Source organism: Deltaproteobacteria bacterium (assembly GCA_020848745.1).
Taxonomy (GTDB): domain Bacteria; phylum Desulfobacterota; class Binatia; order UTPRO1; family UTPRO1; genus UTPRO1.
Genome location: JADLHM010000149.1, coordinates 25,184 through 40,525, shown reverse-complemented (window position 1 = coordinate 40,525; position 15,342 = coordinate 25,184). Strand labels below are relative to the sequence as shown.

At 68.1% G+C, this 15,342-nt stretch carries 14 protein-coding genes; all 14 read left to right on the top strand.

The features are described 5' to 3' along the window. Positions 1-138 precede the first annotated feature (138 nt). The 14 genes from IT293_21285 to purL all read left to right on the top strand — a co-directional run bounded on the left by IT293_21285 (position 139) and on the right by purL (position 15,337). Complete coding sequence (locus IT293_21285; GenBank protein MCC6767191.1) at positions 139-675, top strand: ribosome maturation factor RimP; 537 nt, start codon at positions 139-141, stop codon at positions 673-675. 16 nt (positions 676-691) lie between these two features. Beyond that, on the top strand, positions 692-2,077 hold the full coding sequence (gene nusA, locus IT293_21280) for a transcription termination/antitermination protein NusA (protein ID MCC6767190.1): 1,386 nt from the start codon (positions 692-694) through the stop codon (positions 2,075-2,077). A gap of 5 nt (positions 2,078-2,082) precedes the next feature. Further along, positions 2,083-2,346: a DUF448 domain-containing protein gene (locus IT293_21275; GenBank protein ID MCC6767189.1), complete on the top strand. Its 264-nt coding sequence runs from the start codon at positions 2,083-2,085 to the stop codon at positions 2,344-2,346. A gap of 14 nt (positions 2,347-2,360) precedes the next feature. Next, positions 2,361-5,120 carry a translation initiation factor IF-2 gene (infB, locus tag IT293_21270; GenBank protein MCC6767188.1) on the top strand — a complete coding sequence of 920 codons (2,760 nt, stop codon included), beginning with the start codon at positions 2,361-2,363 and terminating at the stop codon, positions 5,118-5,120. A gap of 126 nt (positions 5,121-5,246) precedes the next feature. Beyond that, positions 5,247-5,534: a DUF503 domain-containing protein gene (locus IT293_21265; protein ID MCC6767187.1), complete on the top strand. Its 288-nt coding sequence runs from the start codon at positions 5,247-5,249 to the stop codon at positions 5,532-5,534. A 5-nt stretch (positions 5,535-5,539) separates the two neighbouring features. Beyond that, the gene (gene rbfA / locus IT293_21260) at positions 5,540-5,905 is read left to right on the top strand and encodes a 30S ribosome-binding factor RbfA (protein ID MCC6767186.1); all 366 of its coding nucleotides are present in this window, start codon (positions 5,540-5,542) and stop codon (positions 5,903-5,905) included. Continuing rightward, positions 5,898-6,827, top strand: coding sequence for a tRNA pseudouridine(55) synthase TruB (gene truB / locus IT293_21255; protein ID MCC6767185.1), 930 nt, complete (start codon positions 5,898-5,900; stop codon positions 6,825-6,827). Before rbfA ends, truB begins: the two co-directional genes overlap by 8 nt. Positions 6,828-6,897: 70 nt before the next feature. Continuing rightward, positions 6,898-7,179: a 30S ribosomal protein S15 gene (gene rpsO, locus IT293_21250; protein ID MCC6767184.1), complete on the top strand. Its 282-nt coding sequence runs from the start codon at positions 6,898-6,900 to the stop codon at positions 7,177-7,179. Positions 7,180-7,274: 95 nt separating this feature from the next. Next, complete coding sequence (pnp, locus tag IT293_21245; protein MCC6767183.1) at positions 7,275-9,365, top strand: polyribonucleotide nucleotidyltransferase; 2,091 nt, start codon at positions 7,275-7,277, stop codon at positions 9,363-9,365. Positions 9,366-9,369: 4 nt separating this feature from the next. After that, positions 9,370-10,683 carry an insulinase family protein gene (locus IT293_21240; protein ID MCC6767182.1) on the top strand — a complete coding sequence of 438 codons (1,314 nt, stop codon included), beginning with the start codon at positions 9,370-9,372 and terminating at the stop codon, positions 10,681-10,683. Next, complete coding sequence (locus tag IT293_21235) at positions 10,680-12,044, top strand: adenylosuccinate lyase (protein MCC6767181.1); 1,365 nt, start codon at positions 10,680-10,682, stop codon at positions 12,042-12,044. Before IT293_21240 ends, IT293_21235 begins: the two co-directional genes overlap by 4 nt. A 54-nt stretch (positions 12,045-12,098) precedes the next feature. Continuing rightward, positions 12,099-12,359: a phosphoribosylformylglycinamidine synthase subunit PurS gene (gene purS / locus IT293_21230; GenBank protein ID MCC6767180.1), complete on the top strand. Its 261-nt coding sequence runs from the start codon at positions 12,099-12,101 to the stop codon at positions 12,357-12,359. A gap of 3 nt (positions 12,360-12,362) precedes the next feature. Further along, complete coding sequence (purQ, locus tag IT293_21225) at positions 12,363-13,106, top strand: phosphoribosylformylglycinamidine synthase subunit PurQ (protein MCC6767179.1); 744 nt, start codon at positions 12,363-12,365, stop codon at positions 13,104-13,106. Then, entirely contained in the window at positions 13,106-15,337 is a 2,232-nt protein-coding gene (gene purL, locus IT293_21220; protein MCC6767178.1) for a phosphoribosylformylglycinamidine synthase subunit PurL, read from the top strand. Before purQ ends, purL begins: the two co-directional genes overlap by 1 nt. Positions 15,338-15,342 lie beyond the last annotated feature (5 nt).

Below are 15,342 nucleotides of genomic sequence, written 5' to 3'. Positions count from 1 at the left end.
TTTTTTGTTCTGAGAAGGCGCTCTCCACTCTCGCCCAGCCTTCTGTTTGCCGGGGTTCCTTGAACGCAGCCGATGCAGTGCCTCACCCCGGTCGCGGAGACTCGGCGGAGGGGAGGGGTACGCAGACAACCTCGACAAATGGAAATCGATCCGAAGATCGCGGCCGTGTGGGCCATCGCCGAGCCGATCGTGCTCGACCTCGGGCTGGAGCTCGTGGACGTCGAGCTGCGGCGCGAGGGGTGCGGGCACGTCCTGCGTTTGCTGATCGACGAGCTCGGCGGGGGCGTTTCGCTCGACGAACTCACCGCGGTGAGCCGGCAGCTCTCCGATGCCCTGGACGTGCGGGGCGACGCCGTTCCCGGCGCCTACACGCTCGAGGTGTCCTCGCCGGGGGTGAACCGGCCCCTGACGCGTCCGAGCCATTTCGAGGCCTTCGTCGGCAAGAAGGTGCACGTGCAGACGCGCAAGGGCATCGGCACGCGGCACTCCTTCCGGGGAGTCCTGACGGCGGCGCGGGGCGACGGCATCACCATCACCGGGGACGATCGGATCGCCCACGACATCGCGTACGAGGCCATCACCCGAGCGAACTACCAGCACGAGTTTCCCGTGCTCGGACAGCGGCGTCGGGATCGCGGTGCGCAGCGGCCGGCGCGGCGGGCCGGGTCTCGGTAGGCGGGAAGGAGACGACATGCAACCCGATCTGAATCGCGTCATCGAGCAGGTGAGCAAGGAAAAGGGGATCGACAGGGGCATCATCGTCGCCGCCCTCGAGGAGGCCATGCTCTCGGCCGCGCGTCGCACCTTCGGTCTGGAGCACCAGATCGAGGCCAAGTTCAATCCGGACATCGGCGAGGTCGAGCTGTTCGAGATCAAGACGGTCGTCGACGAGATCACCGATCCGGCCAATCAGGTGACATTGAGGGACGCGAAGGCGACGCTCGATCCGGAAGCCGAGGTCGGCGACGAGCTCCTGTCCAAGCTCTCCCAGGAGAAGTTCGGCCGCATCGCGGCGCAGGCGGCGAAGCAGAACATCATCCAGAAAGTTCGCGAGGCCGAGCGCACCATCATCTTCAACGAGTTCAAGGATCGGAAGGGCGAGCTCTTCTCGGGTATCGTGCAGCGCTTCGAGCGCAAGAACATCATCGTGAACCTCGGTCGCACCGACGCGATCCTGCCCGAGAAGGAGCAGATCCCGCGCGAGCGGTATCGTCAGGGCGACCGGATCCGCGCGTACATCCTCGACGTGGAGCTCACCAGCAAGGGACCGCAGATCGTGCTGTCGCGCACGCATCCCGGGTTGCTCATCAAGCTCTTCGAGCAGGAGGTTCCCGAGATCTACGAGGGCATCGTCGAGGTGAAGGGCGCGGCGCGTGAACCCGGTGGGCGCGCCAAGATCGCGGTCTACTCGAACGATCGCGACGTCGATCCCGTCGGGGCCTGCGTCGGCATGCGCGGGACGCGCGTGCAATCGGTCGTGCAGGAGTTGCGCGGCGAGAAGATCGACATCGTGCCGTGGATCCAGGATCCGGCGGAGTACGTGTGTCGTGCGTTGTCCCCAGCGAAGGTCTCCAAGATCATCATGGACGAGGAGGAGCGGGCCATGGAGGTGATCGTTCCCGACGATCAGCTCTCGCTCGCGATCGGGAAGAAGGGCCAGAACGTTCGCCTCGCGTCCCGGTTGACGGGATGGCGTCTCGACGTGAAGGGCGAGGCCGAGGCCGAAGAGGAGGCGCGAAACGCCCGCCAGTCGCTCATGGCGATCCCGGGGATCGGCGACGTGACCGCGGAGCTGCTCTACCAGGACGGCTTCAAGTCGGCGGAGGAGCTTGCGGACGCGGATCCCGATCGGGTCGGCCAGGTCGAGGGAGTCAGCAGTGACAAGGCGTCGGGCATCGTGAAGTCGGCCAAGGCGCACGTCGAGCAGAAGCGCCTGGAAGCCGAGGCTCGTGTCGCGGAAGAAGCGGCGGCGGCGGAGGCGGCTGCCCTTGAGGCGGCCGCGGCGTTCTCGGCGGCTGCCGAATCGAGCGGAGGCTCCACCGGCGACGGCGGCGACGGAGCCGGGAGCGACGGCTGAGGCCGATGCGACACGAACCGACCAGAACCTGTCTCGGGTGCCGTGCGCGCGACGCGCGATCCAATCTCGTGCGTGTCGTCGCGCGCGCGGGGACGCTCGTTCTCGACGGCGCCGGACGGCTCGGCGGTCGCGGCGGGTATTTCCACGCCGATCGCACGTGCGCCGACACGTTCACGCGCCGGGGCGGGTTTGTACGCTCGTTGGGGTGCGTGGTACCTAAGCCCGCGCGCGAATCCTTTCGCGCCCGGTTCCCGGAGGTGCATGCTTGAACGGGAAGAAGCGCATCCACGAGCTCGCGAAGGAGTGGGACCGTCCCGTCAAGGACGTGCTGGCCGCGTGCGAAAAGGTCGGGATTCGCAACAAGAAATCGCAAAGCACGCTCGCGGACGAGCAGATTCCTCCGGTGCGCGATGTGCTCGGGCTACGGGACAAGGCGGCCGTCGCGATCGGCACGGAGCGCGTGGTGTTGGAGCGCGTCGTGACCTCGGAAGACTCCGTGGTGACGGCTCGCGAGCAGGTCGTGGAGAATCGTGTCGGTACGAACGTCATCCGCCGCCGCACGAAGCGCGAGGAGGTGGTCAAGCGTGAGGAGCCGGTCGCGGAGCCGCTTCCCGACGTGACCCCCGCGCTCGCGCCGGTCGAGATGCCGGCCGTCGAGCTGACGCCCTTCGAGATGCCGGCGCCGGTCGAGTCGCCACCACCCGTCGTTCCGGAGCCGGACATTCCGGAGATGGGGGAGATCGAGCAGGAGCTGATGAAAGCGAGTGCCGCGGCGGAGGCGGCCGAGGCAGCGGCGGCCGCGGCCGCGGCGGCGGCCGAGGCGGAGGCCCTCGCGGCGGAGGAGTCGGCGCGTGCGGCCGAGGCCGAGGCGGCGGCTCAGGCGGCTGCGCCGGTCCGACGCGACGACGAGCCGCAGCAGGTGCGCGTCCTCGGACGCATCGATCTCAGGAAGGCCGCGGCGCCCCCGCCGCGGACCGCGGCACGCCGGACCGACGCCGGCGCCGACGCCGGAGGGCGCCCCGCCCCGGGGGCACCGGCACCTTCCGAGGCGCCGAAGGCCAAAGAGAACGAGTTCGCGAAGAAGAGCGGCAAGAAGCGGAAGGTCATCAAGAAGACCGACATGCTCGAGACGCTCGAGCGCGATCGGCGCCCGGGGAAGCTCCGACGAAAGAAGCGGGCGCTGCCCGGCAAGGAGCAGCACCACACCGAGATCACGACGCCGAAGGCGAGCAAGCGCGTCGTCAAGATCTCCGAGGCGATCACGGTCGGTGATCTGTCGAAGGCCATCGGTGTCAAGTCGAGCGAGGTCATCCGCAAGCTCATGGACATGGGCATGATGACCACCGTCAATCAGATCCTGGACGTCGACACGGCGACGCTGGTCGCGGCCGAGTTCGACTACACGGTCGAGAACGTGGCGCTGAACGTCGAGTCGCTGCTGGAGGCGGGCCTCGAGGAGGAAGGCGGCGAGGAGGAGCGGACGCCGCGACCGCCGGTCGTGACCATCATGGGTCACGTCGATCACGGCAAGACGTCGCTTCTCGACGCGATCCGGGAAGCCAACGTCACCGCCGGTGAAGCGGGCGGCATCACGCAGCACATCGGCGCGTATTCAGTGAAGGTCAACGATCGCCGCGTCGCGTTCCTCGACACGCCGGGTCATGAAGCCTTTACGGCCATGCGCGCCCGTGGCGCGAAGGTCACGGACCTGGTCGTCCTCGTGGTCGCCGCCGACGATGGCATCATGCCGCAGACGCAAGAAGCCATCGATCACGCGCGTGCGGCGGAAGTCCCGATCATCGTAGCGGTGAACAAGATCGACAAGCCCGAGGCCGATCTCGATCGGGTCACGCGCGAGCTCGGCAACTTCGGCCTCGCACCCGAGGAATGGGGCGGCGACACGATCGTCGTTCCGGTCTCCGCGAAGACGCGGCAGGGCATCCCCCAGCTCCTCGAGATGATCCTTCTGCAAGCCGATGTCCTGGAGCTGACCGCGCGCACCGATCGGCGTGCCCGCGGAACCATCGTCGAAGCGAAGCTCGACCGCGGCCGAGGTCCGGTCGCGACCGTCCTGGTGCAAGAGGGAACGTTGAAGGTCGGCGACGCGTTCGTGTGCGGCCTCGAGTATGGCCGAGTGCGCGCGATGATCGACGACCAGGGCCGCAAGATCGATCAGGCCGGGCCGTCGACGCCGGTCGAGATCCTCGGCCTCACGGGCGTGCCGGCGGCGGGCGACACCTTCATCGATGTCGCCGACGAGGCGAAGGCGCGTCAGGTGGCCGAGCATCGACGCGCCAAGCAGAGGGAGAGCGAGCTGGCGACCACCAGCAAGGTCTCGCTGGAGGACCTCTACTCACAGATCCAGGCGGGCGGCGTGAAGGAGTTGAAACTCGTCCTCAAGGCGGACGTCCAGGGATCGGTCGAGGCGATTCGTGACGCCCTGACGCGGCTCGGGACGGACGAGGTCAAGCTCACGGTCATCCATGCATCGGTCGGCGGCATCACGGAGTCGGATGTGCTCCTCGCCGCCGCGTCCAACGCGATCGTTCTCGGCTTCAACGTCCGGCCCGAATCGAAGGCGTCCGATCTCGCCAGCCGTGAAGGCGTCGACATCCGACTCTACAACATCATCTACGAGGTCGTGAGCGACATCCGCGACGCGCTCGAGGGTCTCCTCGAGCCGACACTGCGCGAGCGCGCCGTGGGGCGTGCGGAGATTCGCCAGATCTTCAGCATTCCGAGCGCGGGCCGCATCGCGGGGTGCTTCGTGGTCGACGGCAAGATCGTCCGCGGTGGCAAGGCGCGCGTCGTGCGCGACCACGTCGTGGTGTACGACGGGAAGATCGATACGCTCCGTCGCTTCAAGGAGGATGCCCGCGAGGTCGCGTCCGGCTACGAGTGCGGTCTCAGTCTCGAGAATTTCCAGGACGTCAAGGAAGGCGACGTCGTCGAGGTCTATGAGATGGAGGCCGTGGCCCGGCAGCTCACGCCGTCGTCCCGGTCGATCGGTGGCGGGCAGGCGTCGGTCGAGCGGCGGGTCTAGCCCCCGCGCTGTCGTTCATCACGGGGCTCCGCCGCCGGCAGACCGCATCTCGGCTGACGAAACGCGGGAGCGAGCCGGTTTGGACGCGGCGTGCGGCTTCGGCTGCGCGTTGCAACGGAGCGAGTCGTGACCGTCGGCGTACTTCGTCTCACGCTCTACTTGCACGAGAACCATTCGCTCAAGGGCAAGCGGAGCGTGCTCCGCACCATCAAGGCGCGGGTGCGCAACAAGTTCAACGTGTCGATCGCCGAAGCCGACGACCACGATCTCTGGCAGCGTGCGGTGCTCGGCATCAGCCAGGTCGGCACCGATCAGGCGTTCGTCGACGGGGCCCTGCGCGAGGTCGTGCGTTGCATCGACGACATGCAGGTCGCGGAGCTCGGCGAGGAGCAGCTCGAGTTCCTGCACTACTGAGAGCCATGGCCGGACATCGAACCGATCGCGTCGGAGCGTTGCTGCAAGCGGCGCTCTCGGACGTCCTGCTGCGCGGGGTGAAGGACCCCAGGGTCGGCATGGTCACCGTGACGGGCGCGCGTATGTCGCCCGATCTGAAGCACGCGACCGTGTACGTGGCGGTGCACGGGGGCGAGGCGGCGGAGCGGAGCACGCTCGCGGGCCTCGCGAGCGCGCGTGCGTATCTGCAGTCGCAGATCGGGCGGCGGCTCGGCCTCCGCTTCACTCCCGAGCTGCGCTTCGAGATCGATCCGACCATCGGCAACGCGGAGCGCCTCGAACGGCTGCTGCGCGAGGCGCGTGGCCCGCGCGAGGAAGACGACGATGCCTGAGCCCCGCTCGGAGCTGCACGGGCTGCTTCTGGTGGACAAGCCGGAGGGTGTGACGTCGGCCTCCGTGGTCGCGTTCGTGAAGCGCACGCTGCGGCAGCGCAAGGTCGGGCACCTCGGGACGCTCGATCCCTTCGCGACCGGGCTTCTCCCGATCTGCATCGGCGAGGGAACGAAGATCGCGGCCTTTCTCGCCGACGACGAGAAGCGGTACGTCGGTGAGATCGCGCTCGGGACCGCGACCGACACGCTCGACCGCACCGGGGCGGTGCTCGAGGAACGACCGCTGCCGCCGCTCACCACGGCCGACCTGGCGGCCGCGGTTGCCGGGCTGCGCGGTGAGATCCTGCAGACGCCGCCGATGTACTCGGCGCTGAAGCGTGACGGCGTGCCGCTCTATCGCCTGGCGCGCGCAGGGCAGACCGTCGAGCGGGCCCCCCGTCCGGTCCGGATCGCGGCCTTCGACGTGGCGTGGCTCGCCGCTGATCGCCTCGCGTTCGCGGTGACGTGCTCGCGGGGCACCTACGTACGGGTTCTGGCGCAGGATCTGGGGCGGGCCCTCGGAACGGCCGCGCACTTGGCGGCGCTCCGCCGGACGCGCTGCGGCCCCTTCGACGTCCGGGACGCCGTGAGGCTCGACGATCTCGCGCGGGTGGCGGCCGAGGGCGCGCTGGCGCTCGTGACCCCCTCGGAGGCGCTCGGGACGCTGCGGGCGGTCGAGGTCGATTCGCGCACCATCGTGTCGATCCGGCGCGGACAGCAGCGGGTGCTCGGGACGCTCGGGCCTCCCCGGGGAGCGGGCGAGGTGGTGCGCTTGGCGAGCGCGCGGGGGGAGTTGGTCGCGATCGCGACGGCGACGTCGGATGGGTCCCGTTGGCAGCTGGCGCGGGTGATGGTCGAGCGCACGCGAGGCGAGCCGGAATGAGCGTGAGGCCCGCGCTCACTTTACATCCCGGGTATCGCATGGTACTGCTGCCCACTTGACGAGAAACGACATGGGAGAAGGAACGAGCGGCGCGGCAGCGCGTACCCAGGGGATCCTGGCGGACTACCGACGGCACGAGACCGATACCGGTTCGCCCGAGGTCCAGATTGCACTGCTGAGTGATCGCATCGGGTATTTGACCGAACACTTCAAAGCCCACGCGAAAGATCATCATTCGCGTCGCGGCTTATTGAAGTTGGTGGGGCAGAGGCGGCGGTTGCTGGACTATCTGAAACGCATCGATTTCCAGCGCTACAAGACCGTCATCGAACGTCTCAACATCCGCAAGTAAGCGTCTTTTTTTTCACTTCTCTACCCATCCCGTTTCTCGCTGCGTTACCACACGGTCTTCAGGGAATGTTCCGACACGGGACGGGAGCAGGTGAGATGAAAAAAGTCGCGATCGATTTCCACGGACGGCCTCTTTCGATCGAGGTCGGGCGGATGGCGAAGCAGGCCGGCGGTTCCGCGCTGGTGCAGTACGGAGAGACCGTCGTCCTCGTCACCGCGACGGCCGCCAGGGAGGCGCGCGAGAACGTCGATTTCTTCCCGCTCACCTGCGATTACCAGGAAAAGACGTTCGCCGCGGGCAAGATCCCGGGCGGCTTCTTCAAGCGCGAGGGTCGACAGAGCGAGAAGGAGATCCTCAACTCGCGATTGATCGACCGTCCCCTGCGACCGCTCTTCCCCGACGGCTTCCGCTGCGAGACGCAGATCGTGGCGACCGTGCTGTCGTTCGACAAGGAGAACGACGCCGACATGCCGGCGTTGATCGGCGCGTCGGCGGCTCTCGAAGTCTCGGACATCCCGTTCCACGGTCCCATCGCCGGCATTCGAATGGGGCGCATCGGCGGCCAACTCGTCGTGAACCCGATGACCTCGCAGTACGGCGACAGCGAGTTGCAGCTGATCGTGGCCGGCTCCCGCGACGCCATCGTGATGGTGGAAGGCGGCGCGAAGATGCTCTCCGAGGACGTGATCCTCGATGCGCTGTTCACCGCACATCGCGAGATGCAGAAGATCCTCGATCTCCAGGACGAGCTGCGAAAGGCGCTCGGTAAGCCGAAGCGGACGGTCGTTCCGCCGGCGGTCGATACCGTCCTCCAGAAGCGGGTCCGCGACTTCGCGCTTCCGAAGATTCGGACCGCGATGGAGACGGCCGGCAAGCACGAGCGGAGTGACGCCGTGCGGCTGGTGCGCACCGAGCTGCTCGCGACGCTCGCCGCCGAGTTCCCCGAGAAGGAGCGCGAGATCAAGGCTTCGTTCGAGGACGCGCACTACGATGCGGTTCGCGGGTTGATCGTCGAGCAGCGACGTCGCATCGACGGACGCAGTCTGACCGACATCCGGCCGATCACGTCGGAGGTGGGAGTGTTGCCGCGGACCCACGGCTCGGCGCTCTTCACGCGCGGCGAGACGCAGGCGCTCGTGGTGGCGACGCTCGGCACGTCGTCGGACGAGCAGAAGATCGATGCGCTCGGCGGCGAGGTCTACAAGAAGTTCATGCTGCACTACAATTTCCCGCCGTACAGCGTCGGCGAGGTGAAGTTCCTCCGTGGGCCGGGTCGGCGCGAGATCGGCCACGGGGCGCTCGCGGAGCGGGCCGTGGCGGCGGTGATGCCCGACGGGTCGAGCTTCCCCTACACCGTGCGCGTGGTCTCCGAAATTCTCGAGTCGAACGGCTCCTCGTCGATGGCGAGCGTGTGCGGCAGCTCGCTCGCGCTCATGGACGCGGGGGTGCCGATCAAGGCGCCAGTCGCGGGCATCGCGATGGGGCTCATCCGCGAAGGCAACGAGATCCGCGTGCTGTCCGACATTCTCGGGGACGAGGATCACCTCGGCGACATGGATTTCAAGGTCGCCGGCACCGGCGACGGCATCACCGCCGTGCAGATGGACATCAAGATCGGCGGCGTGACGCGCGAGATCATGCGCGACGCGCTCTACCAGGCGCGTGAAGGCCGCCTGCACATTCTCGGCAAGATGAAGGAAGCACTCGCCGAGGCGCGCAGCGACATGTCGGCGTACGCGCCCCGCATCACCACCCTGAAGATCAAGGTGGACCGCATCCGGGACGTCATCGGACCCGGCGGTAAGGTGATTCGAGGCATCATCGAGGAGACCGGCGTCAAGATCGACGTCGAGGACGACGGCACGATCTATATCGCGTCGTCGGACGGCGTCGCGATGCAGAAGGCGATCGACTGGGTGAACCGCCTGACGGCCGAGGCCGAGGTCGGGAAGATCTACAAGGGCATCGTCAAGAAGATCATGGACTTCGGCGCGTTCGTCGAGATTCTTCCCGGGACCGATGGCCTCGTGCACATTTCTCAGCTCGCACCCGAGCGCGTGAAGGAAGTGCGCGACGTTCTCAAGGAGGGCGACGAGGTGATGGTCAAGGTGCTCGAGGTGGACAAGACGGGCAAGATCCGTCTCTCGCGCAAGGAGGCCCTGGCGGCGGCGGGCGACGCGCGGTAACGCCATGGTGTCGAAAGACGCCGCCGCGTCGGTCGACGCGGCGGCAGGCGTTCGTATCGACAAGACGACGCTGCCGAACGGGATCCGCATCCTGTCGGAGCGCACGCCGGGGATGGTCTCGGCGGCGATCGGGCTCTGGATCGAGAGCGGGTCGCGCTACGAGGGCGCGACGGAGAACGGGCTCTCGCATTTCCTCGAGCACCTCTTCTTCAAGGGCACCGAGCGGCGGAGCGCCGCCGAGATCGCGGAGGCGATCGATGCCGTCGGCGGTGTGCTCAATGCCGACACGGATCGCGAGCACACGTGCTACTACGCCAAGGTGCTCGGTGAGCACGTCCCCTTGGCAGTCGATCTGTTGAGCGACATCTTCCTCGCCTCGCGCTTCGCGCCCGAGGAGATCGCACGCGAGAGGGACGTGGTTCTCGAGGAGATCGCGCAGATCGAGGACACGCCGGACGATCTGATCAACGATCTCTTCCATCAGGCGTACTGGCCCGGGCACGCGCTTGGTCGGCCGGTCTGCGGGACACGGGACACGGTAGCCGGGTTCGATCGCGACGTGTGCCGCGCCTGGGTGCAGCGGCGCTATCGGCCCGACCGGCTGGTCGTCGCGGCGGCCGGAGACGTCGAGCACGACGCCTTGGTCGAGGAGATTGCAAGGCGATTCGGCGACCTGTCCGGTTCGGCGCCGGTGGAAGATGGGGACTGGCCGGTGCCGGCGCGGGGCGTGACCGTGCACCGGCGGCGGCTCGAGCAGGTGCAGCTCTGCTTCGCAACGCGCGGGGTCGCCGTCGGCGATCCGGATCGTGATGCGGCCGTGGTGCTGAACTCCGTCCTCGGGGACAGCCCGAGCTCGCGGCTCTTCCAGGAAGTACGTGAACGCCGCGGTCGCGCCTACTCGATCGACTCGTTCCTCTGCTCGTACCGCGACACCGGCTATCTGGGCATTGCCGCCGGGACGCGCCCGCGCTGGGTCGCGGAGGTCGTGGAGATCGTGGTCGGCGAGCTCCGGCGGATTCGCCGCGAGGGAATCCCCACCGCAGAGCTCGCGCGAGCCAAGGGGAAGCTCAGGGGGACGCTGCTGCTCGGCCTCGAGACCTCGGATCAACGCATGGAGCGCCTGGCGCTGCACGAGATGTACTTCGGGCGCCAGGTGGCGACCGACGAGCTCGCGGCGCGCCTCGAGGCCGTCACCAACGACCAGGTCGTGGCGACCGCGGCGCGGCTCTTCACGCCGGAGTCATGCGCGCTGGTGCTGCTCGGCGACGTGAAGGAACGCGTCCTCGACACGGACGTTTTCGGAGGACTGCTCGCATGATCGATCGGTACACGCTGCCCGCCATGCGGGAGGTCTGGACGGATGCCGCGCGCTACGGCCGCTGGCTCGAGGTCGAGATCCTCGCCTGCGAGGCGATGGCCAAGCGCGGGGCGGTGCCCATGAAGGCGGTCGTCGCCATCCGCAAACGCGCGCGCATCGATCCCGTCCGCATTGCCGAGCTCGAGGCGGAGGTGAAGCACGACATCATCGCCTTCGTGACGCAGGTGGCGGAGACGATCGGCCCCGATGGCCGGTTCTTGCATCTCGGCCTGACGTCGTCGGACGTGCTCGACACCGGGTTCGCTCTGCAGCTGAAAGCCGCCGGCGAGCTCCTCGTGCGGGGCCAGGAACGGTTGATCGCGACGCTGCGGCGCCTCGCGCTCGCCCACAAGAAGACGCTCATGATCGGCCGTACGCACGGAATGCACGCGGAGCCGGTCACGTTCGGCGTGAAGGTGGCGAGCTGGCACGCCGAGGCGGTGCGCAACCTCGACCGCCTCGTCGCCGCCATCCGCGAGATCTCGGTGGGCACCTTGTCGGGTGCGGTCGGCATCTTCGGGAACGTCGCCCCGGAGGTCGAGACGTACGTCCTGACGCGGCTCGGCCTGGCTCCGGAGCCGGTTGCGACCCAGGTCGTCGCCCGCGATCGCCACGCGACGTTCTTCGCTACGCTCGCCGTGCTCGGCGCCTCGTTGGAGCGCATCGCGGTCGAGATCCGTCACCTGCAGCGTACCGAGGTCGGCGAAGCGGAGGAGCCGTTCACGACGGGGCAGAAGGGCTCCTCGGCGATGCCCCACAAGCGGAACCCGATTCTGTCGGAGAACGTGACGGGGTTGGCGAGGCTGCTTCGCGCGTATGCCGGCGCGGCGCTGGAGAACGTCGCGCTCTGGCACGAGCGCGACATCAGTCATTCGTCCGTGGAGCGGGTGATCGCGCCGGATGCGACGATCGCTCTCGACTTCATGCTCGCCCGCATGACCGGCGTACTTGAGAATCTCGTGGTGCGTCCGGAGCGTATGCGCGCCAATCTCGGCCTCAGCGCCGGCGTCGTACTGTCCGAGAACGTGCTGCTCGCTCTCGTGCAGAAGGGCGCCATCCGGCAGGATGCGTATCGCTGGGTGCAGCGCGCCGCGCACGCCGCGCTCGCCGGCCAGGCGCGATTCGTCGACGCGCTCGCAGCCGAGCCGGAGATCCGCAAGCGCCTCACGGCGCGCGAGCTCGCAGGGCTGCTCGATCCCGCGCGTCATCTCGAGCACGTCGACTTGCTCTTTCGCCGGGGCTTGGGTACCAGTGTGGCTTCTCGGCGTCGACAGACGCGCCAACGGCCCGCGGTCCGAACGTCGCGTGGGCGGGCCAGATGATCTTTGCCGGCGCGTGACGGGGCACGGGCGACTTCTCGCAGCGAGGACGGCAGCATGGGTTGGCTAGCGCGCGTGTACGTGACCCCGAAGACGGGAGTCCTCGATCCGCAGGGAAAGGCCGTGCAGCATTCCTTGCACGCGCTCGGGTACCCGGAGGTCGGCGACGTGCGGATCGGCAAGTATCTCGAACTCCATCTGGTGGACGTCAGTCGGGAGAGCGCCGAAGCGCGATTGCGCGAGATGTGCGAGCGTCTCCTCGCCAACCGGGTGATCGAGGACTACCGCTTCGAGGTCGATGTCGCCGATGCGAGCTGAGTCATGCGCTGGGGCGTGATCACTTTTCCCGGGTCGAACGACGACGCCCAGACCGTGTACGTCCTCGAGCGCCTGCTCGGCGAGACCGTGGTGCGCTTGTGGCATAAGGACACGGGCGTCGACGGCCTCGATTGCGTCGTGTTGCCCGGGGGTTTCTCGTACGGGGACTACCTTCGATGCGGCGCGGTGGCGCGGTTTTCGCCGATCATGCGGGCCGTCGAGCGGTTCGCGAACGAGGGCGGAGTCGTGCTCGGGATCTGCAACGGCTTCCAGATCCTCTGTGAGGCAGGCCTGCTTCCGGGCGCGCTGATCCGCAACCGCGAGCTCGACTTCCTGTGCCGCCGGGTGCACGTCCGTGTCGAGGATGCGGACACGATCTTCACCAACCGCTGCCGGCGCGGCGACGTCCTGGATCTCCCCGTGAAGCACGGCGAAGGCTGCTACGTGGCCGACGAGGCGACCCTGCGGTCCTTGGAGGCCGGTCGGCAGATCGTGCTCCGCTATGCCGATGCCGAGGGGCGGGTCACGCCCGAAGCCAATCCGAACGGGTCGCTCGGGGCGATCGCCGGAGTGCGCAACGCCCGCGGTAACGTCTTCGGCCTGATGCCGCACCCCGAGCACGCGTGCGAGTGGATCGTCGGGGGTGAGGACGGCCGGAAGATCTTCCTCTCGATCATCGCCAGCGCGAGTGGGGCGGTCGACGTGTCGGCCGCGCCGACCAGCTCGAAAGTGCTGTCGGGTCCCTGATGCGCGTCACGGTCGAGACGGGGCTGGCGCACGGGCTGACGGTCCAGGAGTACGAACACATCGAGTCCACGCTCGGACGCGCGCCCACCATCGAGGAGCTTGGCGTCTTCTCCGTGATGTGGTCCGAGCACTGTAGCTACAAGAGCTCGCGGGTCCATCTCCGCAGCCTGCCGACGACCGGTCCACGCGTGCTGCAGGGGCCCGGGGAGAACGCGGGCGCGATCGACGTCGGCGACGGCCTCGCGGTCGTCTTCAAGATCGAGAGCCACAACCACCCGTCGTTCGTCGAGCCGTTCCAGGGCGCCGCCACTGGTGTCGGCGGCATCCTGCGCGACATCTTCACGATGGGCGCACGGCCGATCGCGAATCTCAATTCGCTGCGCTTCGGATCGATCGATCACTCGCGGACGGCGTTCCTCGTGCGCGGCGTCGTAGCGGGCATCGGTCACTACGGAAACTGCATCGGGGTGCCGACGGTCGGGGGCGAGGTTTCCTTCGATCCCGGGTACGACCACAACATCCTGGTGAACGCGTTCACACTCGGGGTCGTGCAGGCCGATCGCATCTTCCGCGCGCGGGCTACGGGGGTCGGCAATCCGGTGATGTACGTCGGCTCGCGTACGGGCCGCGACGGCATCCACGGCGCGAGCCTCCTTGCCTCCGCGGAATTCGACGCCGAGTCGGAAAGCAAGCGCCCGACGGTGCAGGTCGGTGATCCGTTCACCGAGAAGCTCCTGCTCGAGGCCTGTCTGGAGCTCATGTCGCCGGAGATGAGCCGCCACCTGGTCGCCATCCAGGACATGGGAGCCGCGGGTCTCACGTCGTCCTCGACGGAGATGGCGGCGCGCGGCGACACCGGCATCGACCTCGACCTGTCGCGCGTCCCGCTGCGGGAGCCGGGGGTGACGCCGTACGAGATCCTGCTCTCCGAGTCCCAGGAGCGCATGCTGCTCGTCGTGCGCCAGGGCTCCGAGGACGCCGTCAAGGCCGTCTTCGACAAGTGGGACCTCGAGGCGGCCGTGATCGGACGCGTCACCGACACCCGGCGCTTGCGTTGCACGTTCGAAGGCCGCGTCGTCGTCGACCTGCCGATCGCGCCGCTCACCGACGACGCCCCGGTGTACGAGCGCCCCGCGATCGAACCTCGAGAGACGGACGAGAGCGCGAAGCTGCAACTGAAGGATCTGACCGAGCCGGCCGACTACAACCAGACGCTGGTCCGGCTTCTGGAATCGCCGAACCTCTGCTCGCGCGAGTGGGTATACCGGCAGTACGACAGCTACGTCGGTGGCGGGACCGTCGTGCGTCCGGGCTCCGACGCCGCGGTCGTCCGCCTCCCGGGCACCGACAAGGCGGTCGCGATGACCGTCGACTGCAACAGCCGGCTCTGCCTCGTGGACCCGTACGTGGGGACGGTGAGCGCGGTCGCGGAAGCGGCACGCAACCTCGCGGCGAGCGGCGCCGAGCCGATCGGCGTGACCAACTGCCTGAACTTCGGGAGTCCGGAGAAGCCCGAGGTGATGTGGCAGTTCCAGCAGGCGATCGCCGGTCTGCGTGATGCATGCCTCGCCTTCGGCACGCCGGTCATCAGCGGCAACGTCAGCTTCTACAACGAGACCGAGGGCCGCAGCATTCCGCCGACGCCGGTGATCGGCATGGTCGGGCTGCTCGAGGACGCGAGCCAGCACGTGACGCAATGGTTCAAGAGCGAAGGCGACGCCGTCGTGCTGCTCGGCCGGAATCGCGAAGAGCTCGGCAGCAGCGAGTACCTGGCCGTCGTCCACCATCAAGTGCGGGGCGGGGTGCCGTGGATCGACCTCGAGATCGAGCGGCGGCTGATCCGCGCGGTCGTCGCGGCGGCACGCGAGGGCTTGCTGCGCTCGGCGCACGACGTCGCGGAGGGCGGGCTCGCGGTGGCGCTCGCCGAATGCTGCATCACGAGCGAGACGGCGCCGCCGCTTGGCGCGCGCGTCGAGATCGAAGGCGGATTCCGGCCGGACGCGCTGCTCTTCGGCGAGAGCCAGGCGCGCATGATCGTCTCCGTGCGACGGCGACACCTGACGCGGCTCCGCGAGATCGCGCGTCGCGAGGAAGTGCCGATCTCGGTGATCGGCGAGGTGCGCGGGCAACGTCTCGAGATCGGGGACCTCGTCGGAGTCGACGTGGCGACGCTCCGGGAGACGTGGCGAACCGGCCTCGCCAAGGCGCTCGCTGGCTCGTGCGGGTCGTGATACGC